The 26,262-nt window shown below is 39.8% G+C and carries 26 protein-coding genes and 1 pseudogene; 3 read left to right on the forward strand and 24 right to left on the reverse strand.

All coding sequences use genetic code 11. The annotated features are described in order from the left end of the window. Positions 1-14: 14 nt before the first annotated feature. From H6F62_RS07560 to H6F62_RS07600, 11 genes and pseudogenes are all read right to left on the reverse strand, one after another. Positions 15-689 carry a LysM peptidoglycan-binding domain-containing protein gene (locus H6F62_RS07560; RefSeq protein ID WP_190371722.1) on the reverse strand — a complete coding sequence of 225 codons (675 nt, stop codon included), beginning with the start codon at positions 687-689 and terminating at the stop codon, positions 15-17. After that, positions 686-2,257, reverse strand: coding sequence for a hypothetical protein (locus tag H6F62_RS07565; protein ID WP_190371723.1), 1,572 nt, complete (start codon positions 2,255-2,257; stop codon positions 686-688). Before H6F62_RS07565 ends, H6F62_RS07560 begins: the two co-directional genes overlap by 4 nt. A gap of 8 nt (positions 2,258-2,265) precedes the next feature. After that, a complete protein-coding gene (locus H6F62_RS07570) occupies positions 2,266-2,751 on the reverse strand; it encodes a phage tail protein (RefSeq protein WP_137906581.1) in 486 nt (161 codons plus the stop codon). Between the two features lie 16 nt (positions 2,752-2,767). After that, positions 2,768-2,905: pseudogene (locus tag H6F62_RS21320) on the reverse strand (DUF6760 family protein); the annotation flags it as partial. 17 nt (positions 2,906-2,922) lie between these two features. Beyond that, positions 2,923-3,285, reverse strand: a complete 363-nt coding sequence (locus H6F62_RS07575; RefSeq protein ID WP_137906580.1) for a phage tail assembly protein — start codon at positions 3,283-3,285, stop codon at positions 2,923-2,925. Positions 3,286-3,312: 27 nt separating this feature from the next. Continuing rightward, positions 3,313-3,753, reverse strand: coding sequence for a phage tail protein (locus tag H6F62_RS07580; protein WP_137906579.1), 441 nt, complete (start codon positions 3,751-3,753; stop codon positions 3,313-3,315). 85 nt (positions 3,754-3,838) lie between these two features. Further along, the gene (locus H6F62_RS07585; RefSeq protein ID WP_190371724.1) at positions 3,839-4,954 is read right to left on the reverse strand and encodes a phage tail sheath subtilisin-like domain-containing protein; all 1,116 of its coding nucleotides are present in this window, start codon (positions 4,952-4,954) and stop codon (positions 3,839-3,841) included. A gap of 1 nt (position 4,955) precedes the next feature. Beyond that, on the reverse strand, positions 4,956-6,314 hold the full coding sequence (locus tag H6F62_RS07590) for a phage tail sheath subtilisin-like domain-containing protein (RefSeq protein ID WP_190371725.1): 1,359 nt from the start codon (positions 6,312-6,314) through the stop codon (positions 4,956-4,958). 260 nt (positions 6,315-6,574) lie between these two features. Continuing rightward, positions 6,575-7,324, reverse strand: coding sequence for a transposase (locus tag H6F62_RS21325; RefSeq protein WP_347238701.1), 750 nt, complete (start codon positions 7,322-7,324; stop codon positions 6,575-6,577). After that, positions 7,300-7,722: a hypothetical protein gene (locus H6F62_RS21330; protein WP_228036401.1), complete on the reverse strand. Its 423-nt coding sequence runs from the start codon at positions 7,720-7,722 to the stop codon at positions 7,300-7,302. The genes H6F62_RS21325 and H6F62_RS21330 overlap by 25 nt, the downstream gene beginning before the upstream one ends. Before the next feature lie 353 nt (positions 7,723-8,075). After that, the gene (locus H6F62_RS07600) at positions 8,076-8,729 is read right to left on the reverse strand and encodes a DUF4255 domain-containing protein (protein ID WP_137906576.1); all 654 of its coding nucleotides are present in this window, start codon (positions 8,727-8,729) and stop codon (positions 8,076-8,078) included. Positions 8,730-9,250: 521 nt separating this feature from the next. Here H6F62_RS07600 and H6F62_RS07605 point away from each other — a divergent pair. Both H6F62_RS07605 and H6F62_RS07610 read left to right on the forward strand, forming a co-directional pair. Further along, positions 9,251-9,526, forward strand: a complete 276-nt coding sequence (locus H6F62_RS07605) for a hypothetical protein (protein ID WP_137906575.1) — start codon at positions 9,251-9,253, stop codon at positions 9,524-9,526. Positions 9,527-9,763: 237 nt separating this feature from the next. Continuing rightward, a complete protein-coding gene (locus H6F62_RS07610; RefSeq protein WP_137906574.1) occupies positions 9,764-11,491 on the forward strand; it encodes a succinate dehydrogenase/fumarate reductase flavoprotein subunit in 1,728 nt (575 codons plus the stop codon). A 306-nt stretch (positions 11,492-11,797) separates the two neighbouring features. On the opposite strand, the gene rpsU is transcribed toward H6F62_RS07610, so the two are convergent. The 13 genes from rpsU to H6F62_RS07675 all read right to left on the reverse strand — a co-directional run bounded on the left by rpsU (position 11,798) and on the right by H6F62_RS07675 (position 23,638). Beyond that, on the reverse strand, positions 11,798-11,977 hold the full coding sequence (gene rpsU / locus H6F62_RS07615) for a 30S ribosomal protein S21 (RefSeq protein ID WP_028084685.1): 180 nt from the start codon (positions 11,975-11,977) through the stop codon (positions 11,798-11,800). A 101-nt stretch (positions 11,978-12,078) separates the two neighbouring features. Then, positions 12,079-13,368, reverse strand: a complete 1,290-nt coding sequence (locus H6F62_RS07620; RefSeq protein ID WP_137906573.1) for a hypothetical protein — start codon at positions 13,366-13,368, stop codon at positions 12,079-12,081. 297 nt (positions 13,369-13,665) lie between these two features. Then, positions 13,666-15,165 (reverse strand): Ig-like domain-containing protein, encoded by a 1,500-nt coding sequence (locus H6F62_RS07625; protein WP_137906572.1) that lies wholly within the window; start codon positions 15,163-15,165, stop codon positions 13,666-13,668. 104 nt (positions 15,166-15,269) lie between these two features. Then, positions 15,270-16,037: a TIGR03943 family protein gene (locus H6F62_RS07630; protein WP_137906571.1), complete on the reverse strand. Its 768-nt coding sequence runs from the start codon at positions 16,035-16,037 to the stop codon at positions 15,270-15,272. 172 nt (positions 16,038-16,209) lie between these two features. Further along, positions 16,210-17,265 (reverse strand): permease, encoded by a 1,056-nt coding sequence (locus H6F62_RS07635; RefSeq protein ID WP_190371726.1) that lies wholly within the window; start codon positions 17,263-17,265, stop codon positions 16,210-16,212. A 330-nt stretch (positions 17,266-17,595) separates the two neighbouring features. Further along, a complete protein-coding gene (locus tag H6F62_RS07640; RefSeq protein WP_190371727.1) occupies positions 17,596-18,174 on the reverse strand; it encodes a Uma2 family endonuclease in 579 nt (192 codons plus the stop codon). 230 nt (positions 18,175-18,404) lie between these two features. Further along, entirely contained in the window at positions 18,405-18,944 is a 540-nt protein-coding gene (locus tag H6F62_RS07645; RefSeq protein ID WP_137906568.1) for a Uma2 family endonuclease, read from the reverse strand. A gap of 35 nt (positions 18,945-18,979) precedes the next feature. Further along, the gene (locus H6F62_RS07650; RefSeq protein ID WP_137906567.1) at positions 18,980-19,765 is read right to left on the reverse strand and encodes a BMC domain-containing protein; all 786 of its coding nucleotides are present in this window, start codon (positions 19,763-19,765) and stop codon (positions 18,980-18,982) included. A 100-nt stretch (positions 19,766-19,865) separates the two neighbouring features. Continuing rightward, positions 19,866-20,633 (reverse strand): transferase, encoded by a 768-nt coding sequence (locus tag H6F62_RS07655; protein ID WP_137906566.1) that lies wholly within the window; start codon positions 20,631-20,633, stop codon positions 19,866-19,868. A 153-nt stretch (positions 20,634-20,786) separates the two neighbouring features. Then, positions 20,787-22,454 (reverse strand): ribulose bisphosphate carboxylase small subunit, encoded by a 1,668-nt coding sequence (locus H6F62_RS07660; RefSeq protein WP_137906565.1) that lies wholly within the window; start codon positions 22,452-22,454, stop codon positions 20,787-20,789. A 114-nt stretch (positions 22,455-22,568) separates the two neighbouring features. Beyond that, a complete protein-coding gene (locus H6F62_RS07665; RefSeq protein WP_028084695.1) occupies positions 22,569-22,874 on the reverse strand; it encodes a EutN/CcmL family microcompartment protein in 306 nt (101 codons plus the stop codon). A 6-nt stretch (positions 22,875-22,880) separates the two neighbouring features. After that, the gene (locus tag H6F62_RS07670; protein WP_015080435.1) at positions 22,881-23,225 is read right to left on the reverse strand and encodes a carbon dioxide-concentrating mechanism protein CcmK; all 345 of its coding nucleotides are present in this window, start codon (positions 23,223-23,225) and stop codon (positions 22,881-22,883) included. 104 nt (positions 23,226-23,329) lie between these two features. Then, positions 23,330-23,638 (reverse strand): carbon dioxide-concentrating mechanism protein CcmK, encoded by a 309-nt coding sequence (locus H6F62_RS07675; RefSeq protein ID WP_027401081.1) that lies wholly within the window; start codon positions 23,636-23,638, stop codon positions 23,330-23,332. A 641-nt stretch (positions 23,639-24,279) separates the two neighbouring features. Between H6F62_RS07675 and H6F62_RS07680 the strand changes: the two genes are divergently transcribed. Continuing rightward, the gene (locus H6F62_RS07680) at positions 24,280-26,136 is read left to right on the forward strand and encodes an NAD(P)H-quinone oxidoreductase subunit F (RefSeq protein ID WP_137906564.1); all 1,857 of its coding nucleotides are present in this window, start codon (positions 24,280-24,282) and stop codon (positions 26,134-26,136) included. Positions 26,137-26,262: the final 126 nt, after the last annotated feature.

Raw genomic sequence — 26,262 nt, forward strand, 5'->3', positions numbered from 1 at the left:
AGCTGATCTTAATTTTATGAACTTTGAAGATTATTAATTCGTAAAGGGGGAATTGTTAGCACCATTCCTGGATTTAAAATTCGAGGATTAATCAAGCGATTTTCTGCGGCAATAATTCGCCATAGAGAGGGATCACCATATTCTTCTGTGGCAATACTACTGAGACTTTCTCCCTCTTTTACAATCCTCACGGGATCATCAATCGGGTTGCCAATTTTGGCTTTTATCCCTGGTTCTTGCCACTCTTTAAACGTACAATCTAAGGTAGCACGAACAGGGGTTCCATCTTCAAGAAAGTGGGTTAGGGTTTTAGTGACACTTATTAAAAAACCATCGGGTAATAAAACACTGTCCTTTCCTGATATTGTCCCCCATACTAATCGGCATCGCGGAGGACGTTTTAAGTTGAGATTAACCTGTGCCAAATTGTAAATGAGTCTCGTATAATTTTGAACATTTTTATTGGGTTTTATCTCAAAGGTAGTATCAAAAAATAAATTAATACTTAGAGTTGCAGGATCTTCAAAAAAGTTATAAGTTCTTTTGTATTTATGAAATTCAACTCCACCTCCTGATTTAGTAACAGTAATCTGATTCGGGTTAAAGGGAACTTTGATCAGCAAAGGAAATTGACCAGGTTTTTGCCCTTTGCTTTTCTCGGCATAAATTTTTAATTTTTCTAAACTCATCGTTTTTGTCCTCTGCGTTCACTTTCGATTACTAAACGTCGCATGATTTTCCGCTCAACTTGATCGGCGATCGCCTCTAGATTAACTTTTGGTGGAGTGGTTTGCATGGGAGAAATTCTGGTTTCTGTGGGAGGAGATGATACCGCAAAAACTTTAGGAACTTCTGGACTCTGTTGTGGCGATTGCCTGTGAATATCAAAGTTAGTAGAACTGGGCAATGATGGAATTCTAGAAGCCAGGGGTAAGGGAGCCGCGATCTCTGGGCTATCAACCCTAGTTTTTACGTTAATTGTAGGCATTTTTGACGAATTAAATGGTGGCATGGGCAGTTGCTTTTGTATATTTTCTGAAGGGTACTGATGAGAAATTTTAACCACAGGTAATTTAATTTTTCTTTGCTCTAAGATCATCGAATCTATTAAAAATTCTTCAGTGATAGGTTCTTCTAAAGAGCGATTAAATCTTTGCTTTCTATTCTCAGAATAATTAATTAGGGAGGAATTGGTTGATGATATAGGCAGACTTAAAGGACGCTCTTGAATAGACTTATTTTCAGATAATAACTTAGAAGAATTTTCTGGTAATAATGGATTAACAATTAGATATTTTCTCTCCGAAAAATTAGAATTTCTATCAATAATTTTGGTAATCGCTAATGGATCTTCCCTTTTAAAACCATTATTGATCAAGGAATATGTCTGATTTGACGATAAAGAATTATCTATGATCGCTAATGGATGAACAGTTTGATGTTGGCTTAAAGAAATACTGTTTTTTTTGTTAATAGAATCAGAAGTTTCTGATTTAAATTTTCCAGTAATCATAGTAGATGAACTTGCGATCGCCTCTAAGGATTCTGAATTAGTCACTAGCGGCATTTCTATCGCGGGAGCAATTTCATTCCCTGTTGATGCTTGAATTACTATAGGATTGGCAGTATTAGGTTCTCTGTTTTCTGTCAAATAATTACTCGCTGCTGAGGGTGTTTGAGAAGATGCTGTTTTTGCTTGTATGGTTTTCTCGGTATTTGATGCTAAATTGTTAGTCTGATTGACTGTCAAAGTTTGATTATTTTCTGATTGTTGTCCGGGTGTTACAGGGGTAGAATTAATTGATAAAGGCATTTCTATCGCAGGAGCAATTTCATTCACCGTTGATGCTTGAATTACTATAGGATTGGCAATATTAGGTTCTCTGTTTTCTGTCAAATAATTACTCGCTGCTGAGGGTGTTTGAGAAGATTCTGTTTTTGCTTGTATTGTTTTCTCGGTATTTGATACTAAATTATTAGCCTGATTTACTGTCAAAGTTTGATTATTTTCTGACTCTCTCAAAGCAGGTAAAGCATAAACAATTGGTACAGAGTCTACAGACATTTCATTAAGCCCTTGCCAACGCTGTAGATATTGACTTAATAGGGGTAAACGATTCAAAAAGCGATCGCAACGATCAATAATTTTTTGGCCAATATCCTGCTTAATAATGCCAGGTTGCTGACCTAAAAGAACTAACCGCTGCAACAACTGAGGATTTAATGAATCTTGCCAGTTTAATGAAGAATTTTCCATGAAAATACCTATCTTTCCTTAGTAATCCCTTGATGAACGAGTTCGATCCGTTCGATCGCAATTTCGTCACTACTAGCATTGAACGTTGGCCCTTCCCATTTAACGGGATAGGCATTTTTAAAAGTCCACGACAAAACGGGAATCCGTTGACTATTTAATAAAAGAATCGTGCCATTTTTTTGCTCAATAATGCCTTTACTGGTCGCTTTGTACCACGTAAAAAACAGATCATTACTGACTAATCCTCGTGTAAAAACGAGATTGGGATAGGTTGTATTTTTAGGAAATTGATGAACAAAACCATTCACTCCTCCTTCCTCATAGGATTCAAGCTTTATTTCACTGCTTAAGCCTGTTATCTCCGTAAATCCACCCTCGATCACTCCTCCGATTTCCACTTTAAAGTTGTAACTTTTATAAGGATCGTGTTCTTTTAAAGAACGATTCGATCCTTTCTTTAAAGCATCATTAAGTTTTGTAAATAGGGGATTCACTGCACGCTCCTTGAATTTAAGAATTGTTGAGTTGTTCGTTGATTCGTGCGACCTGGGCAACCCATTGTTGGCGATCGCGGTGTTCCATCATCATCACTTGGTCATGGGTCCAATGAAAATAGTAGGCAAGATAGGCTACCTCCTCCAGTAAACGCTCTGGGGGGTAGCGACTTACTCCCCCAGAGGAACGGTCTCCACTTCAAATTCCCCTTGGCAATGGGGACAGGCAACCAATAAACGACTATGACCATTTTGATTAATTCGTTGATAAAAATCCTGCAAATAAATCAAATCTCCCGAAAATAATTCTTCGATCACCTTGGTATTAATTTGCTCTAATGCTCCCAGTTTGGTAATTACCCGCGCTAAGAGAATAATGATCAAATAGCCTGGATTTTTTTGCACTCTGGGATCTCGTAGAGGGGCAATTTCATCCTGGGCTGTGGAGAGACGCATGGTTCCCTCACGGTGGAGATTTCCATGAGCATCCAGATACCCCTGGGGAAGAATAAAGGAAAATTCGGTTTGTAGCATAGATAATTATCAATTATTTAAGGCTGATTAACTGACAGTAATGCCTTCGTGAACTAATTCCAAGGTTTCGATTGCGACTTCATCGGAAGTGGCATTAAAATCGGGGGCGTTCCAGGTGGTTGGCCAACAATTTTCTAAGTTCCAACGTATTTTTTCTTGTCCCTGATTATCAGCTAAAATGATGGAGACGTTGCGTCGCTCTGCTGTGCCGTCCTGTAAAGTTTTATGCCATTTCCAGAGTTCTTGGTTATCGGTAATGCCGCGTTTGAGAGAAATGTTGCCGTAACTATTGAGGCCTGGAATTTGGCGTTGGGTTAAAGTTTTGTCCGTACCTTCTCGATAGGTTCCCGCTGCGCGGGTAGCCGTTAATCCGCTACATTCCCGAAAACCAGCATGGATAATGCCATCCCATTCCACCCAGAAATTATAGCCACTATAGGGGTCATGGGCATTAACAACGTTAGGCATGATTAGATCTCCGTATTGTTTAATAAATTTTAGTCGCTATCTTGGTTGATGATTTTATGCAAAATTATTTTGCTAATTTAGCAACCTAAACTAGGGCAATACTATTTCCCGTTTGTACCAAAAGAAGTTGAATAAATTCTCCTGGAATGGTAGGAGCTAAACCGATTTGTGCGATCGCTTTTCCCATTTCCCGACTTTCGGGTGGATTGGTGATTGCATCACATTTTACATAAAATGCTTGCTCGGTAGTTTCTCCCTGTAAGGCTCCTTGTTGCCAAAGAGATTCACAGTAAATGGTCAATTCTCGCTGTATGCGTAACCACAGGGAAAAATCATTGGGTTCAAATACAGTATCCCCTAAGTTGAATTCAATCCAACGTTTAAACGTCAAAAAAAGACGACAGACATTGACATATTTCCATTCAGGCAAATCACTCAGGGTACGAACCCCCCAAACCCTTAGTCCCCGTCCCCGCAAACTACGAATGATATTAACCCCCGCTTCTTTTGCTTGATTGAGTTGGATTTGCTGCTCTGGTGTGAGGGAAAAACTGAGATCAAGAATGCCTTCAATGACTTGGTTGGCTGGGGCTGTGTGAACTCCACCCGTTCGGTCAGATTGGGCATAAATTCCCGCAATATGGCCACAGGGAGGAATGGGATTTTCTCGATTTTCAATCTTGAGCCAAGGCGCGTACAATGCCCCATGATTGCTAATTAATCCTTGTTTTTGCCTGTTTATGGCTTGAACCTCAGCACTATCAACAGCATCTAGAATAGCAAAGCGATCGCCCATTTTTTCACAATGGGATAGAATTTCCCGTTGCATTTCTAAAATATCCTGAGTATCACCCTTCACGATGTCGGGAGCGCAGACTAAATCAATGTTTTCGACAATTTCACTCGCTTCTAATCCCCTTTTCAAAGCATCTAGGGTATTATCGGGCAAAGGCATAACATAGCAAAGACGACCGCCATTTTCAAAAAAGCCTCGAACCGCATCCCCTAAATACCCATCTTTCTTAGGACTCAAAAATTGTTCAAACTGACCCAACAGAGTTAGTCGTTGAGGAAAATAAACTTTCTCCTGATCACCAGCAACACCGAAAAAAATAGGAACTCCCGTGAGTAATTGGGCTTCAGGAGCAGGACTAATTTCCGTTAAATAAACGCCAGGAATTTTAGATTGGAGTTGTTGCATTTTATTCTTTAGTGCCAGACCACTGACTCAAACGAAAGATCACAAATTCAGCAGGTTTAACCGCCGCAACCCCGATTTCTATCACCACTTGACCGAGATCCCGTAGAGCAGGAGGATTATTCTCTGCATCGCATTTGACATAGAAAGCTTCCTGGGGAGTTGTTCCAAATAAAGCTCCTTTGCGCCATTCTAAAGTCAAGAAAGCAGAAATATTACGACGGATTTTTGCCCAAAGTTCAGGGGTATTGGGTTCAAAAACAACCCATTGCGTCCCTTTATCAATGGAGTCTTTCAAATAACAAAAATGACGACGAACATTAATATATTTAAACTCTAAATTTGCGTCACCGCCGAGGGTACGCGCCCCCCAAACCAGGATATTGCCATTGAGTTTACGAATAACATTGATACCCTTAGGATTAAGCCTATCTTGCTTGGCTTTACTGATGTTAAATTGCAAATCCAAAGCACCTAAAAGAGGCACATTAGCTGGGGCTTTGTGAACACCTCTTTCTCCATCAACCCTGGCATAAACCCCCGCAATATGTCCACTGGGCGGAACAAAAATGTTGGTCTTTGTGGCAGGGTCGTAAACCTGTATCCAGGGAAAATAGAACGCCGCATAGTCAGAAGTAAATTCAGGCACTGTTGGCTTGGTTTCACTGCCTAAATTAATATCAGTCTTACAATCAAGGATGGCAATGCGATCGCCCATCCTAGCGGCATGGTCTTTAATTTGGCCAATAATCTTGGCATCAGTTTGTCCGGGAGCGACAACAATACTGATTTCATCAATGGCTTCAAAATCATTCAAAACCCCATCTACATCCTTGGTATCGGATACCCAGGTGACATAGGCCCGAGTTCCGCCATTGCGAAAGAAACCATAAACCGCATGGGCAAAAATATTCTGCTCTGGATTGTCCTTGGTAAAATCCCCAAAAAATTGTTTAAATTCAGTGAAATTAGTAATTAATTTGATTTCACCTGATGAAACTGAAGTCCAGTAATCAATTATAATTTCGGACTTGTCAGGGGGAGCCGATGTAAATTCAATGTTGGAAATTTTGTCATTTGTTACATTGTTTAATTTAAATTCACTGTTTTTGGGTATTGATTCAGGCAAAGTAACACTTTCTTTGTCCGTCGCTACTGGGTAATTTTTCAGCGAAAAAATCTTCTTGTTACCATCCCCAACGCCTACTTTTTCCTGACTAATTTTGTTGATGTAATATCCAGCAGGGGACTTACGTTGAAAAATACCGATAAATCCAGCAACACTCGTTCCTGCTCCCGCAATCGGTGCAGAACCAGAAGACACCTCTTCAACATAGACACCCGGCGATAAATAAGTCGGCATGGCTTAAACTCCTGAGTAGTGTAGTTTAGAAAACTGTAAAATATTTTTGGGAGAAAGTGTTAAATCCTGCAACAAAATTTTACAATCTTTGGGTTTTATCCGGGTAAAATCCCTGATTTAATCAGAATAGCGTCATTAAATCCTCAATTTTAGTATCATCAACGACAATACACTACTTAAGTAATATCCTCGAAATCTTAACATTCAACACTTCTGATATGGGCTATCATACAAATCCAAGATTAAGCTTCCCCGGTTTTCTAAACCGGGGATTTCTGAAGAGTCCACAAACGAACTTTCTTAGGCTGACTTAAACAGCCTCTATGGATTCCGCTAAGATCAATTCCTAGCATCACCATTACTTTTCTCAAGATATTAGCAGCACCATTAGCATCTGCATTAATTTTGAATCCATCAGAAGTTTTATACACCCCACGACTAACTCGTTTCCCAGTCGCTTTCCACCCCAGGGGTTTTTCACCGAATTTAGGCATATTATCACCGCCGAGAAACGATGATTGGGAAGTATATGATTCTTCTGTTTCCATAAAATCTATTCCGTATTGTTTACATAGTTGAGCAATACGGTCTTTTAATTTTGCTGTGGGAATTTGGACAAACTTCTGATTATTTTTAGCACCTAAGTCAATACCATCTTTCTGTCCTTTATTCCATCCAAAAACAATAGTACCAATTTTGTTGTCAATGCAGTGGTTAACGACTATCCTTGCGGCTTTATTCACTGCATTACGCATTTGTCGGTTTCTTTTTTCGGTAATAGCAGTTAATCTATTAGTCCAAAATCCCTGCGGTTTATCGCTTTTAAGTTTAGCTACTGATTTGTTGTACCACTGATTTAAACTTTTTAAATGAATTCCATCAACAATAAATGATGTTCCTAGATTAGAAACACAGGTTAACCAGTTGTTTAGCCCATGGTCAATCCCTAAAACATTTTTCTTGTCAACATCAGACCTTACTTCATTTACTTGATAGACTCCGCATAAAATTGTCTATTTCTAGGCAGAATACGTACTTCTCTGATTGATTTAAAGTCAAGATTAGATGGTATGGGCAAATAAAAACAATCCATGTTAAACCATGCTTTAACTTTTGTTCCCAAAGGAAATCTAATCATCCCATCAATTAACTTTAATGACCTGCCAGTAAAAGTAGCCACGGTCATCACGCTTTTACAGGAATTAGGTAATTTTGGTTTCTGGGAAACTTCACCTTTCTTTGCAGTTTTAACTAACCCAATGTACGACTTAAAAGATTCAGATACACTGGCCAATATTTGCTGGGAAGTATCAGAATACAATGCCTGGTAATGAATGTTTTTCTGATAAGTTCCTAGTTGCTTGTGCAAATCTGCTCTACTAGGAATACAACCAGTTTGAAAATACATCTGTCTGGAATAGTAAACACCGCAATTTATCAACCTTTTAGCTTGTGTACAAACGTATTCTAAAATTGCTGTTTGATTAATATCAGATTTAACGAGAACTTGTTGACATCCGTAAATTGTTCGACTTCAATGTTTATTGATTTAAAAAGTATAGCTGAGGTATGATTCACTTGTCAGATGTTATCAAAAGATATATCGAAGATCCGCATCACGGTTAATTATCACAGCGAATAAATTCGCCGTTGGCACTTCCTCCACTGTCTAAAGCCAACTGGCTTCCGTGCCTTTTTTGCGATTTTCTTGTGATTGAACATCCTAGACAATAATCTCCGACAAACTCAAGACGGCTAAAATTAACCAGATGAGTTTTTCTGCTGATTTCTCTGGACACTAGAACTCTCTAAGGTGACCTTGCTTGTTTTTATTAATGGCACTTCTTCTTGTTCATCATCAACAACATAAGGGACGGGAATTGTTACAGTACAATGAATGGAAGCCTTGGGTTTTCCTCCTATTGCTTGCCAAAATTCACCTAGATTTTGAACTTGTCCAGATCGTAGTGAGATAATAGGTACGGGCAACTCTTGTTTTTTTAGTGTTCCCTGCAAAATTGTAGATGGAATATAACGAGATCTCACCAAAATTTGCATAATTTCTCCAAGTATTTGATGTTCATAGAGAAAAGGAACTTGATTACTATCGTCACGATTAGATTGAGGTCTATTAGTCCAAACAGTAATTAAATAAGAACAATCAACCCTAGTTGAAGCAAAAACTCTTTTTGAAACTCCTTCTGCTTTCATTGACATATCCCAACTTCTGACAGAACTACGCAGTTCAACATTTTCTCGTATATCATATAAAAAAAGGTTGATAATAGTTCCTTCGTTTTCAAGATCCTGACTAGGTGGCTCAAAACTAATTTTATAACCACGTTGGTCTATCACATCATTTTTTAAATTATTACTTAATAGTAATTTTAAGGTTTCATCTAAATCTTTTAACATCGCTTTAACTCCTTTTGCCTAAAGTGTCATAATTAAAATCTTAGGTGATTTTCTATTAAAGAAAACCTAGATACTTCTTGACTCAAAAATAATATTTACCATATTTATTTACCATATTATTTATTATTAAATTTTTTTTAAAAGTTTCAAAGCTTTAATTGGTAAAAACTAAACTCAGTTATATCCCATGAGCAGATTTATTACCGTGAAATATAATACAAGAAAATATAACATCATTCTTCAGATCAAAGCTTACCCCTTACAAAAATTTACATTTTTAAGAATTGATAGCCCCTGAGGGGGTGACGAAATCCTTTCAACCAATTATGCAGTCAGGGTTTTGAACGTTGGCGCTATGAAAAAAACACAAAAATCAGACTTGTGGGTTTTGGTTTTTACTCCAGTTGTTGATATTTGTAAAGTAATATTACAAACCTTGGAAAAATATTGAGAAATTGCTCACCTGGCAAACATAGCTTTAAGGTAGTAGCTATAGAAGAGAATTAAGGCCAATTTATAAAATGAACAAAAATAATCTTCAAAACTATCGGTTTGCTTGTACCTTGACCTTTGGTGATATATATGGCCAAATTATTATTTGGTTAATTACCATTACCATTAGTTTAGCATCTGCGTTAGCATTAATGGGCGCGAAACGACCTGTTTACGCTTTGGCTACGGTGGGTCTTGTGGTTCTCCTGTCTCTGCCTTTTTTACTTTTTGCCTTTGTGACAACTCTATTAAATAATATTGAATTGAATGCTGTAGAGCCGGAAACAAAGACTGAATCAACATAAACCAATGATTTGACCTGATTTGACTACAAAACCCTATTACCCTGTCTTTAGCAGGGCTTACGCAACTGGCATAATAGATAAAATCGTAGTCAGGAATTTAGTTCTATCTTTAGACCTGAATACAAACAAACGATGATAACTTTTGATAATAACTTTTTGTGACAATTGCGTAAGTCCTAATCAAGGACGGGGAATTTTTTATCATCTTTTATCATCTTTTATCATCGGTGATTGACAATGCTAGAACATGATGTAATTATTGTTGGTGGTGGTTTGGCTGGATGTCGGGCTGCGGTGGAAATCGCCCGCATTGACCCTAATTTAAAGGTGGCGGTAGTTGCTAAGACTCACCCCATTCGCTCTCATTCTGTGGCTGCTCAGGGCGGTATGGCCGCATCTTTGAAAAATGTTGATGATCAAGATTCCTGGGAAGCTCACGCTTTTGACACTGTTAAGGGTTCTGATTATTTAGCGGATCAAGATGCAGTGGCAATTTTAACCCAAGAAGCACCAGATGTGGTGATTGATTTAGAACATCTAGGGGTGTTGTTCTCTCGTTTACCTGACGGTCGCATTGCTCAACGGGCTTTTGGTGGCCATTCTCATCACCGTACTTGTTATGCTGCTGATAAAACCGGTCACGCGATTTTACATGAATTGGTAAATAATTTACGCCGTTATGGTGTCCAAATTTATGAAGAATGGTATGTAATGCGTCTGATTTTGGAGGACGGCCAGGCTAAGGGTGTGGTTATGTTTCATCTTGTGGATGGAGATGTTCAGGTACTACGAGCAAAGGCTGTGATGTTCGCTACAGGGGGCTATGGTCGCGTTTATAATACGACCTCTAATGATTATGCCTCCACTGGCGACGGTTTGGCAATGACGGCGATCGCTGGTTTACCTCTACAAGATATGGAATTTGTTCAGTTTCATCCCACTGGGTTGTATCCGGTGGGGGTGTTGATTTCCGAGGCTGTAAGGGGTGAAGGAGCTTATTTAATTAACGCTCAAGGGGATCGGTTTATGGCTAATTACGCCCCCAGTCGCATGGAATTAGCCCCTCGTGATATTACCTCACGGGCGATCGCTTATGAAATCCGTGCTGGTCGTGGTGTAAATACTGATGGTAGTCCCGGTGGTGCTTTTGTCTACCTGGATTTACGCCATCTGGGTAAGGAAAAAATTATGAGTCGTGTTCCTTTCTGCTGGGAGGAGGCCCATCGTTTGGTTGGTGTGGACGCTGTAACTCAACCTATGCCGGTACGTCCCACGATTCACTATTGTATGGGTGGTATTCCTGTTAATACTGATGGTCAAGTCCGTCATAGTGCTGATGGTTTTGTTGAAGGCTTTTTTGCCGCAGGTGAGACAGCTTGTGTCTCTGTTCACGGTGCTAATCGTCTCGGTAGTAACTCTTTATTAGAATGTGTAGTTTATGGCAAAAGAACCGGAGCAGCGATCGCTAATTATGTCCAAAATCGTCAATTACCATCAGTAGATGAAGCACGGTACATCAGGGAATCCCAGGAAAAAATTCAAGCTTTAATAGCACAACCTGGACAATATCGAATTAATCAAATTCGTCAATCTTTTCAAGATAATATGACTGAATATTGCGGCGTTTTTCGCACCGCAGAATTAATGGGTCAGGGTTTGGAAAAAATAGCTGAATTACAACAGCAATATTCACAAATATACTTAGATGACAAGGGAAAAAGCTGGAATACAGAATTAGTTGAAGCCTTAGAACTACACAGTTTAATGGTAGTAGGACAAACCATTTTAGCGTCGGCCTTAAATCGTCAAGAAAGTCGTGGCGCTCATTTCCGAGAGGACTTTTCTCAAAGGGATGATGTCAACTTTCTTAAACATACAATGGCTTATTATTCATCAACAGGTATTGATATTCAATACCGTCCAGTCACAATCACTATGTTTACACCAAAGGAGCGAAAATATTAATTAAATTAAAGTTATCATTCATCTGTTTAGTATGGTAATTGATAATTGATAATTGATAATTGATAATTTGCTGGTGCGAAAACATATTTTGCTCGCTTGTTACTTATTAATGCTAACACCCAATAACCATGGGTGTAGCATATTATTATATTTATAAGCGTAGAAAAAAGCTGTCTGATAAATAGTTAAAGCTCTTAGGAAATCCTAAAATGATAAAACTAACTAATTTCCACCCAGCAATTAACCTTTACAGTATATCTTTAGCTTATAACATCTCAAGCAAATTTTGTAGCCACCGAAATATGTTTATCTAAAACGCCGGTTACGTCTAATAGCAACTGCTTTACGTTTACGCTTTTCCAAAGGTGTTTCAAAGTGTCGCCGAGATTTTACATCAGCTAATATACCAGCTTGAGCAACTTGGCGTTTAAAACGACGCAAAGCCGAATCTATGCTTTCATTTTGTCCTAAAAGCACCTGAGTCATTCTTATCCTGCCCTTAATTGATTGATGATTTTCATTTTGAAAATTTTCATTCTCAAAAAGCATTTTATCAAAAACTTGATCAGAAATAAACTCTTCACAAGTTACTTAGGTTTGGGTTGAAAATTCGGTAATTCTACAGATGCTAAAGATTTCCGTCCCTTGGGTGGTCGTTGGGGATAAATCAATGGTGAAGGTGATTTATGTGCAGATGTATCAGATGTATTATGATCTAAAGATTGATCATCTGCAACATCTAACCAATAATCTTCCATTTCCACCTCTGTAGAAGTGATTGGTAATGCCGGCACTGGTGATAATAGCAAATTTTGCTGATCATGGTTTTCATTAGTAGCTAATGGATTAATTTCTAGCTTTACATCCTGATTGATTGTTATTTCTGTTTGTGGATTATTTTCCAGATTCAAGGACAGATTTTCCCAAATAAATGTATCATCGTCATCAGGATGATGAATATTTACCTCTCCTGCTGTTGCTTGTGAAATTACTTGAGGTAATGGACTAGTAAAAAGCTGATGGGTGATATCATCCTGTGGCAGACTTTCCGGTAATATTTCAGAACTAGCTACAGTTTCCACCTTACCCGTTATTGACTGGGAGATCAATGGTTCTTGATCGTGGCCATAGTCATCAGAAATAGTTGCCTTTGGTGGCATCCAGGGATTATGTATAGAATCGCTTGGAGAATCTGTAACTCCAGACCAAGGTTGAATAGGTTGAGCGTTGGGGAACAAAGATCGAGCTTTTCTAGAAAATCTAGTTTGTTTGTGAATAACATTGTATGGGTGATGACCATCATTCTCTACATAAATCCCATCACCGGGAATTGGTGTATCCAGACATTTTTCCAAAGCCGACTTAAATTGTAAAGTCTGTCGTTGTTGACGCATAAGTCTAGCCCGCAATTCACGACAAGTATTTTCCGATTGTAATAGCTGCTGGGACTGTTCACCATAATTACTTTGTAGCAAAGAACATTCCCGTTCTAAACGCGCTAAACGTTGTTGGCTAATTTCCATAAGGGATTTATAACTCTCTATACAGACTTCCTGGCGTTGAACCGTTTGTACAGATATTTCTAACTGTTGATATAAAGACTGAATTTGCTCACCCGCAGCGGAAAGTTCTTGAGATTGTTGTTTAAACATGGACTCAGTAACACTAGAGCGTGTTTTCTGCCATTGCAAAATTTTTTCTGCTTCCGCCAATTCCGTTTTTAACTGCTCTACTTGAGCGTATAAATCATTATTAGCTGTGCGTAATTCTGTATTTAAGTTTAGTAGTTGCTGAAATTCTAAATTGACCTGTGCCTGTTGATCAATGTCAAGTTCTGCAATCAAGTCCTGTTGGTTGCTGTCTGCCAATTTTTCCATAACTACGGTTTCGTGTTTATCATCTGTACTTAGCCGATAGCGTCGCGTTCTTGAAGGCTAATGGGAGGTAAATTTGTTATGCTCACTATGGTTATGATCCACAAATACCTAACCAATATCAATCCTTTGACACCAACAAAATAGTCAATAGATATTAAATCTACAAATTACGATTGTGAATTAGTTCCACCCTGGAATTGTAGGGGGCAACGGCCGTTGACCCCTACTTGTACCGAAAACTCCCAATCTAAAATCTAAAATCTAAAATCTAAAATTTTTTGGTCAGTTGTCAATCAATTAAGGTAGCCAATGGGGATGAAAGCCGACGAGGGGTAATTGTTCTGGTTTAATATCAATGTTAGTATTATCAGGGATGGGTAGCAAGGGCATTAACCAAAGAGTACTACTAGCAATCGGTTCACCATCCTCAGTTTTTAAGGTATTTGCAGGTAATGGTGTAGTATTATTGTTGATGGGAATTACTTGGTCAAATAATAAGCCTAAACCGTCAGGCGCTAAACTGGTTTGGACATTGCGTTGAGCAGCAGGTAGCAGTAGTAGTGGTTTTTGCATTCCTGTTTTCAAATCAATGGCCAGTAAATAAGGCTGTTCCAGATATTGTTCCTGAGAAATAAGTTGTGTCAGTAAGCAGTAAAGAGTGGGGGACGCAGGATCAAACTGACAACTAAGAATAGAGCCTTTAGTCTTTAATAATTGCTTTTGTACACCTTGATTGGTTACCAAAAACAAATCCCGCGTATAATCAGTATTAAATTTGACCATTGCCGCCTGGGAGCCGTCTTTAGAAAAGGCTTGTACTAAGCCAAATTGGGGAAGAAAATCTAGGGGTTTGTTGCTATTACCGTCTAAAGAAACAATTGCTGTTCCCTGACCTTGGGAAACTGCTACGGCTTTGCTGTCTGGTGTAATCAAAAAATCCCCACCCGGTTGTCCTTGTAAGCGTTTTGGGATGGGTTTTTCTGAATAAATATCATTGCTAGTAGGTAAATACCAGAGAGCAAAATCACCAGGGTTATCCCGTTTACCTCTTTGAATAACAATAGTTTCTCCATCTGCTGAAAGGTCAAATTTCAGATTTTGATATTCTTTGTTATCCAAAATCAAGTCAACCTTCCCGGCTGCTTTTGCTTCCTTACCAATTTGACTAGAAATACCCGTAGTAACAGTATAAATTTGGGCTGAAAGTAGGTCGGGATTTTGAGAAGAACGAGCAGAAAATACAATTTTTTCACCATTAGGGAATGGCTCAAAATCCATAACAATTAAGTCTTTGGGGGTAAGAACCTTTTTTTGTTCTTTGGTCAAATTATAAAGTACCAACTGCCCTGGAAATTCTTGACTAGTTCCAATATAAAGGATAACGCGATCGCGGGTGGTAAAACTACCATTAAAAGGCTGCATAACCCGGTTTTTTCCTTCTGCTTGGGAATATTTGTCTCTACCTTTTTCTAATTTAACTTGGTAAGTTGTGCCATAGGGGGCTGGTGTCAGCAGTGTATACACCATTCTTCTTCCCGCCCAACTAATTTTACCAGCCAAAGGTGGATCTATTTTCAGATTTTCCTCCACACTTTTGATATCCATAGGCCGACTAAAATTCAGAGAAAATGAAACATCATCCGCTCCAATTTGTTGTTTTTCCCAGGTAAAATTGCGGACAACAGGTTTGACAACATCACCTTTCCAGATGATTAACCCTATGAGCATACTTAATAATAGCATCAGGGCGATCGCAATTCCGTCTAATGGTTGAATAAATTTATAAGATTTGCTCATCTAACAATTTTGGATTTTGGATTTTGGATTTTGGATTTTAGATTGGCCATCTTTTGTATATTTAAGAAGCACAAGCAAAAGTTAAAGGGATCATCTACTGCTGATTAATAACTGTAGGGATTTTGAGGTTGGGGAATTTTTTTCAGAGAATTGGCCGCAATAGTTAATTGGCGCTTTTGGGCAATGGTTTGAGTTGTCATTTGTCCTTCCACTTCTAACCATGTATCAGGTGGGTATTGTTGACGAGACGAACTTGGTAATTGCACTGGTAATCCTACTGGATAAGCATCTGCGGCACAACAAGTGAGGATAAATCGGGCTAAAAATATATATTCTTGACTAACATTAGGTTGGTGAATCACAAATCCCTGCACCTTTACCTTTTGTCCCGTATATGCGTCTGGTTCAGGATATACATTTAGTGTTCTTACCCAGTCTACAAGCGATCGCTCCTCTGGACGAACCTGAGCGCGAAATGCTTGGGGTTGGACACGAGTTGCACCAATTAATTCTGTCACACCCCGATCCAAAGCTGTTTGACTAGCAAAAGCACGGGGTGTAATCATTAACCCTAGAATTGCGGCTGTTAATAGCAGGAAACTACCCCAACCAGGGGGAAATACATTAATGTGCAAAGCATTAGCCTTATCTAGTTGGCGGCGGTGTTTCCACAGTTGTAAACCTTTAAAAAAACCAATAATTAACAAACCTATACCACCGACAATGGCTAACCAAAAGTAATCAGGGTGAATTAACAAATACAGTTTACCTGTTAGCCAGTATTTCAACATTAAAATACCCCAAGCTGTAATAGCGACCACATCTAACCAGGGTATGAATTTATTTGAGGCTTTGATTTGAGAATTTGACATTTTGTCGGTAATAGGTGAAGTGGTAATACATTAGGACTTACGCACAAATTACGGAATAATCAACCACATATCGAAGCGAGCGAAAGCTGCACTAAGGCCTAGCAACCCTGGTGATAGCAGCAGAGGACACCAAGGAACAAGCGTTTCTCCAGTTTGCGTCAGTCCCATGATCTCAGATTACGTGCAAATTCATGAATAAAGTGAATAAAAGCGTCAATTGTCCGGCTAAGAAAAAAAGATAGATCAGAGCTTTCGGCTTAAAAATGGATAACATTAAACCAATACCTTTAATATCAATCATCGGTCCAAATACTAGAAATGCCAATAATGACCCGCTGGTAAAAGTAGAAGCAAAAGATAAAGCAAAGAAGGAATCAACCGTAGAACATATTGATACAACTCCTGCTAAAACTAGCATGGCTAAAATGGAGCTAACAGGACCTGCTCCCAGACTAAGAATGAGTTCACGGGGGGCTAAAACTTGGATAGCAGCAGCTATGGCACTGCCTAATACCATAACTCCGCCTAATTCCCGCAATTCTTGGACAATATTATCTAATACAGACTGGAGTTTCTCTGGTAAAGGTTTACTAAAGTTAGGAACTGTAGCCACTTCACTGTAATAATCATCTATGCGTTTTGGTTTTCCCGTTGTTCCACCCAGAATATAAGTTCCCGATTGCAATAAACTAGGCCTATTGGTTTGCAGTTGTAATTGGGATTGTTTTCCCCCGCGTGTTGTTTTTGCTTGAGTAGGGGGGTTAAATTTGAGGTAACGAGCTATACTTGGTTGCAAAAAGGGAATTAAGTCTGATTGAAAACTGAAAATAAAACCAATAATGGTAGCAATGGCTAGAGAAAATACCACTCTTAACACTACTATTTCTGGTTGATCACGGAATGCAGTCCAAGTTGACCAGATGACAATTGGGTTAATTGTCGGTGCGGCTAATAAAAAGCCCATTGCTACTGGTGTAGGTACTCCCTGCATTAATAACCGCCTAGCCACAGGTACATTACCGCACTCACAAACTGGAAACAAAAGACCCATTGTACTGCCGAATAAAGCCCCCAGCAGGGGATTTTTGGGCATTTTTTCGACCAATTTACTCTCATCAATAAAAAACAGTAGTACACTGGAGAAAAATACACCCAGCAGTAAAAAGGGCATGGCCTCAACTAGCAGACTGAGAAATAATGTAAAACCATTGTTCAGTTGATTCGTCATGCGTTGCAGTCAACAGCGGTTGGTGAGTTTTAGGGTTTTGTTTTGTCATATTACCCGATGGGGTAGCATCTGCCCAGGGGATTCACCCCCCAGACGGGATCAATAAATTAATAATAATAGCAGGGAATAGGCAATATGGAATAGAGTTGAAATTTTCAACCAAAAATATATATAAATAAAGTCGGGATTAGCATAGCCACGACTCTAAACGGGCGCCGAGACAGAGTAAGACTAGCAACAGTCAGCATCAGTCAGTGAAGCGTTAAGTGTTTCCCCGTCTCTTTAGAGCGGTGAGTATGTCAATCTAACTATATTTTTGTTATTTTAATGCTATGCTAATTCCTCAAAAACAATATCCTCATAAACCGACTCAATGGGAAAACTTAAATCAATACTTCGTAGCTCGATATTATCCCCCGACTGATAATTAAAAATCTCCCAATTACCGCGATCATTTTTGCGGTATAAATCAATCGCTATTTTCTCAGCATCAACCAAAACATAATCTTGCAAACTAGGATTGCGACGATACAATCTAAATTTATCCCCTCGGTCATAATTGGCTGTACTCGTAGCTAAAACCTCAACAATTAAACAGGGATATTGAATTGCTTGGGTTGCAGTGCGATCGCTATCTTCGCAAGTAACGCTCACATCAGGATAAACATAATCGTTCGTTTCCAAAATATTTACACGACAATCGGAATTACCAACCTGACAACCACCACCCTGTAAATGACATTTAACAATAAAAATAATATTACTAGCAATTCGTCCATGATTTTGAGTTCCCCCACTCATAGCGTAAATTTCACCATTAAGATACTCATGGCGAAGTAATTGTTTCTCTTCCCAGACAAAATATTCTTCGGGTGTTAACTTAGGAAACTTATCTTTTACAGCAATCATTTTTTGTTACCTCATCTGTAATCGACACAAAGTAAAATCGCATTACCAGACTTTCCTTAGCAGCCACTCAGCAGCCCCCCCATTGTTCCTGTTAGGCGATCGCTAGTAATAGTAATATTTCTGATTTTTAGGACAAAATACAACATCAATCATAGAAAAAAATAGAAAAAATCCGAATCAACCGATTGTGACATCAGGGGTGCGGAATGTGGGTTTAATCATCATCCAAACTACTCAAAAACAGGCGACCAAATTTCCGAAATTGCCACTTCCCAACCAGGTAATAAATCAGGAAGAGTTAAAATATCACCATCTTTGAAAATCACCGTTTCTCCATGACAAGAAACCTCTACAGTTCTTGTTTTGGGATTAATTAAAATCCCAACTTTTGCACCTAAATTCATAAAATCTTCAATCTTTTTTCTCAGTTTATCTAAGGAATCAGTTTTAGATTTTACTTCAACTACTAAATCAGGAACTAATTCTGCATAATCTTCCGTTGATTTTTTCAGGCGATTAGCACAAACAAAAGATACATCAGGCGCACGTAAATCAGAATTTGGTAATTTAAACCCCGCACTAGAACCAACTACACGCCCTAGTTTACGAGGTCTTACCCAGTTACCCAAAATTCGCGCAAACTCAGTACCTACTTCTTCCGATTCATAACCTGACGGACTCATAATAATGATACTCCCATCTACTAATTCCAGGCGATAGTCAGGATATGCTATCTGTATTTCTTCTAGTTCTTTGACTGTAAAAGACATGATCGTTTTCTCCTGAAATACTACTCCCCGTGATATTATTCATCATGCCAAATTTCTTCCTTCACCCTCACAGGCAATTTCGCTAAATCTGGCAACTCCACCGCCTCCACATCTGTGATTTTATCTTTAATATTAATAGGTATATTCACTGGTTGGCGTTCTTCCATCCAGCAACTAGCCACAGGTAAAGTTTCTTCTAACTCATCTAATGGCCGAGGAATCACCATAACTGCATTTAACTCACCAATGCGTTCCGCTTCAAACATTCCCGCTTCCACTGCTACAGCTACATTAGCCACTGAACCACGAATGATAGCCGTACATAAACCAGCACCAATTTTTTCATAGGAGGCTAAATGCACATCAGCAGCTTTCAGCATGGCATCACAAGCTCCCACCATGGCTGGAAAGCCGCGAGTTTCCACCAGCCCAATGGCTTGATTACTCAAACGACTGTATCTACCATCTTCCATGAATTTAGTCAGACGGTTAATCGGTAGAACTATATCTAAATTAGGATAGGGACGGGGAATGACCAAACTAGACACCAACTGTCCAAACTGTTCAGCAGTTTGTACACCTGCTTCTACAGCCAATCGCACATCCGCGATACCACCTCGGACAATAGCGGTACAATGACCACTACCAATTTTTTCATAGCCAACTAAGTGGACTCCAGCCGACTTTAACATCATGTCAGCCGTGCCAACTATAGCGGGGAAACTGAGAGTTGAGACTAAACCTAAAGCAGTATCTTTGAGGCTATCACGGCGACGTGGTGCATGAATATTGCTCAAAGCACTTTCATTATATGTTTCCATCTGCATTTTCCAGGATAAGGTTCGTATAGCGTCTTCAATCACAGAAGAATGAAAACTAGCATTTGAATATGGACTTGGGTTCACACTTCATACTTAACACTTAACCTGAAGAATTGTCAGAGTTTTGATTGCCCAAAGATTGTCTATGGGGAAATAATGTACTCAGCAGCCTATTTATGCTACCTTGTCCATAAATTTGTGTACCAAAAATATTGTGAGTTTCAAGATTCGACTGACTGGGTTTTAAGTTCTCAGAGCATTCTTCTGTAGAATCCGGGAGCGTAGTTTCTTTAGATGTAGAATCACTTACCACAGCGGTTTCTTCTACCGGAGGAGACTGGCTTTTCGGTGTGGGTGAAGGTGGAGATACGGGTGTAGATTGGTGTTTAAATTCCAGAAAAGCCGCCACCGAGAGTTGAGTTGAGGAGATTACTTGTTCCTCTTTCTCTGGTTTCTCTGGTTTCTCTGGTTGAGAATTAGAAGACTCCGGTTTTTCCGCTGACGGTTCAACAACCTGCCGACTAGTATCCCCCAAAATTGAACCAGGGGCAATCACTTGTCCTGGTGCTACGGAATAGTTAAAAACCGTTGTCGCTGCACCAATACAGGCATTAGCCCCAATTTTACCTTGACCAACCATCAAAAAACCGGCTCCCAGGTTTGCTCCTGCTTCTATTTCTAGGATACCCTCGCTCACTTGGAGAATTGACCCCATACCCAGGCATACCCCAGCACCAATCACAATTCTACTGTTAGTAGCTGCTTGGAGAATTATTCCCGGAGCTAATACCGCACTGGGATGAATAATCACGTCGCCATAAATATGTGTATCAAATCTATCGCTCAGTTGTAGCAGCGATACTGACATGAAATTACCTCGGAAGCCGGAAATGGACGATATATTAGCTAATGGGTAATGGGTAATTGGTAATGGGTAATGGGTAATAGGTAATTGGTATTAAATGATTATTGTCTCTTACCTCTTGCCCTTTCCCTCTTGCCCTTTCCCTTTTCCCTACTCCTATGGACGCTGAATAATTGCTTCTAATACGCGGCGTTTTGCTTTGGGGTCTGTCCCCACTAAACGCACATACTCGCCTGGATATTCAGAAACATACCCTTCTAATGTTGCGATCGCTTCTCGTTCAGATGTAGTCTGAATTTGACCCGCAACTGTCCAAGTACCTGTGCGGAAGCGGCGTTGGTCTACGTGTTCAACCGCAATTTTTGCACCACTGGACAACAATTGGCGCAATTGATCTACTGTTTCCGCGCTTAGACGGGTGCTGGTAACTGTCGCCGTTGCTGTCGCCGTTGCAGTTGCAGAATTTGTACTTGTAAATGATTTGGTGCTACCAGAAGACGCTACGAGTCCGTTTGGTCTTTGGATAATTGCTTCCAATACGCGACGTTTAGCTTTGGTGTCAATGCCAATTAAACGCACATAATCACCTTTATGGGACTCTATACACTCTTCTAAAGCAGAAATAACTGCTTGAGTAGATGTAGATTGAATTGGTTCACAACTATTCCAAGAACCTGTACGGAAACGTCGTTCATCTACGTATTCTGTGCCAATCTTGTAACCACTGGTCAAAAGTTGACGAATTTGATCTAGGGTTTCCGCACTCAATTTCCCACTACCAACGGCATTACCGTTACCATTACCATTGTAATTGCCAACGGATGCAGCAGCGGGAGCTTTAAAGCTAGATGTACCAGCGACTACACCATCAGGACGTTGAACGATTGTTTCTAATACCCGTCTTCTGTTGTTATCAATACCAAATAGACGCACATATTCACCGCTATGGTCTCGCAAACAGGATTCTATAGCAGAAACCGCCTCACCTAAAGACCGGGTTTCAATGGCTTGACAACTCTGCCAAGAACCCGTACGGAAACGTCTTTGGTCTACGTGTTCTGTGCCAATTTTAAATCCTTGTTCTAGTAGATAACGTAATTGATCTACTGTTTCTGTACTTAAGCTATAGCTGGCCACGTCACTGCTCCTTTCTAACTCTTCAATTTCAATACTTGTATAAGATTTATCTGCTGCAAGATTAAGTTCATCCCGAATGGGCGCAATACACTTGCTATCTGCGGCGCAGTGATAACCAGCCCGCAAAGCCTGATTAATTCCGACTACATGGTGAGCAAATTCTTGATCCTGCACCTGGACATCTGGTAATCTATCCGCTTGCTGCTGAGTAGTAATTATTGATCCAGATGCTACGTATTTACCCGGTGGAATTTCTACATCTTGAATTAATGCGTGCATCATAATAATGCACCCTGCACCTACTCTGGCATTAAATACCGTAGAACGAAAGCCAATAAAACAACTATCGCCAACGTAAGCAGGTCCATGAATTAGTGCCATGTGGGTAATGGAAGCACTTTTGCCAATCCATACCGAGTATTTCTGGCCATCATCACCAATAACTCGGCCTTGCTCCAACCCATGAATAACTACACCATCTTGAATATTAGTATTTTCACTAACACAAAAAGGTGTACCTTCATCTGCTCTAATGGAAGTTCCTGGAGCAATTATGACATTTGCACCTATATTGACATCACCAATTAGGTTACAAGAAGAGTGTACAAATGCAGTTTTATCGATATTGGGTTCGGCTAAACTCCTTGACCACGGGGTTGGGGGTGCCGCCGTGCTGCGGACTACCATTGCGAGATTCCTCCTGAAATAAGCTTTTTGTCAGTGGTCAGTTGTCAGTGGTCAGTTGTCGGTTTTTACTTCTTTTCTGTCACCTGTCACCTGTCCTCTGTCACCTGTTCCTGACTATCTATACTGGTCTTTTTTGCTGTAAATGACACGATCTTCAACATAAATGGTATCTATAATTGCCACCACTGCTGCATCTAAGGGTCGTTGTTCATTGCCCAGCACTTGACGAGCAGCACTGCCGCGACTGACAAGTACCCACTCATTCACTCCTGCCCCCACACTATTATCGGCTGCTACCTCGTATACTGGCAGGAGATTGCCATTTTCATCTACCAATTGCAACATCAGCAGTTTCACACCCCGCAGACTGGGATCTTTTTGGGTGCTAGTTACTGTGCCACGAACTCTGGCAATTTGCATGATTAATTATGGTCTTCTACCGAAAGGGCGAATTGTGTTCACACCTTCCCGGAATTGTTCTACATCTTCTGTATACCGAATTGGGAGGACATATTCTAAGTTTTCGTGAGGACGCGCAATGATGTGTGTAGATAGCACTTGTCCACCGTTAACACGCTTCACTGATTCTACCCCAGCACCTACTGAAGCTTGAACTTCGGAAACGTCACCACGGACGATAACTGTCACCCGACCACTACCGATCTTTTCATATCCTACCAAAGTAACACGCGCAGCTTTTACCATCGCATCAGCAGCTTCTACTACTGCGGGAAAGCCTAATGTTTCTACCATTCCTACTGCAATTGACATTTTTTTGTCCTTAAATTAAATTTTTACCTGTATCCAGATTTAATTTCAAACCACCAGTCTCGTTAATGATTTTCGTTTAAATGGTCAGCCTTTCCACAACTAGACTAAGCGCGAAACTGTTCTACTGCTTCTGTATAACGAATTGGCAAGACGTATTCTAAGTTCTCGTGGGGACGGGCAATGATGTGTGTAGACACTACTTCACCACCGTTGACTCTTTTGGCTGCTTCAATACCAGCCGCAACTGAAGCTTGCACCTCAGAAACATCTCCCCTCACAATCACTGTAACGCGAGCGCTGCCAATTTTTTCATATCCTACTAAGGTCACACGGGCAGCTTTTACCATGGCATCAGCAGCTTCTACTACTGCGGGAAAGCCTTTAGTTTCAATCATTCCAACTGCAATTGGCATCGCAGAACTCCTCAAAAATTAATCGTTTTAGAACTAGCGGTGGAAATTTTGGCCGGGGATGCTCACTTTCCAAAATACCGCCATATTTAAGCTTATGAAACCTTGGCATCCTTGGCAACATAAATTACTATAATAGTTTGTCATAAAATATATTTAAAAAACTTAACAAAACTTTATACTGTCCTTTGTGGTCTTCAAATTCACTGATCCCTAGAGTGACAGCTTATGCTTTATAATTTCTTTATCACTTTTAGAACCACTACAGTTTACAGCCTAAGCTAATTCTTTGATAAGGAGGACTGGCATAGGCTAGGTATGTGATAGATGGGCTATTGGCTAGATCTTTTACTTGGCTATTTTCATAAATACTGGGTGAAAATTCGCCAATTTTACAAATGTACATGAAAAACTAATTTAAAACAGCAGGAAGGGAAAAATGTTCTTTAATAAGAGAATATATAAAATATGACAGCATTATTTAATGACTCGATCAAAGGCTATTTTCAAGCAAATATGCCTAAGATATTTAGCTAAAAAAGTTAAGAAAACATAGATTTTCTCGGAAAATTTTGTTTTTGAGCAAAGGATTATTTAAAGGCTGTTTAAGAGAATGGAAACTCAGTTGTCAAGGAAGATTTTAAATGAATGAATTTCTATTTTTAACAAGTTGGTTCGTCCCTCTTTATAGTTTACTAGGGGCAATTTTAACTTTGCCTTGGAGTATAGGAATTATCCAACGCACAGGACCTAGACCTGCTGTATACTTGAACTTGCTGACTACCATCTTAGGTTTTATTCACAGTCTATTAGTATTTAAAGATGTTTGGAATCGAGAGCCAGTACATCTACTAATAACTTGGTTTCAAGCTGCTGATTTCCAATTATCCTTCGCTTTAGAAATTTCTGTGGTCAGTGTGGGAGCAACTGTTTTAATTACCGCACTAAGTCTATTAGCACAAATTTATGCCCTAGGCTACATGGAAAAAGACTGGTCTTTAGCCCGATTTTTTGGTCTATTAGGATTTTTTGAAGCCGCTTTGATTGGTTTAGCAATTAGTGATTCCCTCTTTCTCAGTTATGCTTTGCTGGAGGTTCTCACTCTTTCCACCTATTTACTCGTAGGATTTTGGTATGCTCAACCTTTGGTAGTTACAGCAGCACGAGATGCCTTTTTGACGAAACGGGTAGGCGACCTATTACTATTAATGTCCGTTGTCACCCTTTCTACTCTGGCTGGTAGCTTAAATTTTTCGGATTTGTATGAATGGGCGCAAACTGCTGATTTAAACCCAGTTACATCCACTTTACTCGGCTTGGGTTTAATTGCCGGTCCTGCTGGTAAGTGCGCCCAATTCCCACTGCATCTGTGGTTAGATGAAGCTATGGAAGGTCCAAACCCAGCTTCGGTGATGCGAAACTCTTTGGTGGTAGGTGGAGGCGCTTATATTCTCTACAAGATTCAACCATTATTATCTTTATCCCCTATTGCTTTGGATACTTTAGTGGTGGTGGGAATAATGACAGCAGTGGGCGCAACATTGGTATCTATCGCCCAAATTGATATTAAGCGAGCGCTATCCCATTCTACTAGTGCCTATATGGGATTGGTGTTTTTGGCGGTGGGTTTAGAACAAGGCGGAGTAGCCTTAATGTTACTCCTCAGTCATGCTGTAGCCAAAGCCCTATTATTCATGAGTTCTGGTTCAGTTATCTATACCACCCAAACCCAAGACTTAACAGAAATGGGGGGTTTATGGTCAAAAATGCCAGCTACAACCACAGCCTTTGTTGTCGGTTCAGCAGGTATGGTGACACTACTACCATTAGGCAGTTTCTGGGCAATGTTAGCATGGGCTGATGGACTGGTCAGAGTTAGCCCCTGGGTAATTGTGGTTTTAATCTTAGTTAATGGCCTCACAGCTTTGAATTTAACTAGGGTATTCCGGTTAATTTTCTGGGGAAAATCTCAACCAAAAACCCACCGCGCCCCAGAAGTCGCCTGGCCAATGGCATTACCAATGGTGACTTTAACTATACTAACATTATTGTTACCATTAATGTTACAACAATGGTATTTATTACCTAGCTGGGAAAGTTTAGATGGGTATATAGTTGGTTCTCTATTCGCTTCCACTCTGGCTGGAGTAACTCTTGGCGCTACCATTCATCTTCACAAAGCTTGGTCAAGATCCAGAATTTTAATCTGGAGATTTTTGCAAGACTTATTAGGCTATGATTTTTACATAGACCGCATTTACCGCTTAACGATTGTAAGTGCTGTAGCGCTGTTATCCAAGATATCCGCGTGGAGCGATCGCTTTTTGGTAGATGGTTTAGTCAACTTAGTCGGCTTTGCGGCAATTTTTAGCGGACAAAGTTTGAAATACAGCATTTCTGGTCAATCCCAAGGCTATATGCTGACAATTATCTTCGTTATTAGCATCCTGGGTTTTTTCATTAGTTTTTCGTTGGGTTTATTCGATAAGTTGCCTTTTTAGGAAACAGGGAACAGTCAACTGTCAACTGTCAACTGTCAACTGTCAACTGTCAACTGTCAACTGTCAACTGTCAACTGTCAACTGTCAACTGTCAACTGTCAACTGTCAACTGTCAACTGTCAACTG

This window comes from Anabaena sp. FACHB-1391, from assembly GCF_014696755.1.
Taxonomy (GTDB): Bacteria; Cyanobacteriota; Cyanobacteriia; order Cyanobacteriales; family Nostocaceae; genus Dolichospermum; species Dolichospermum planctonicum.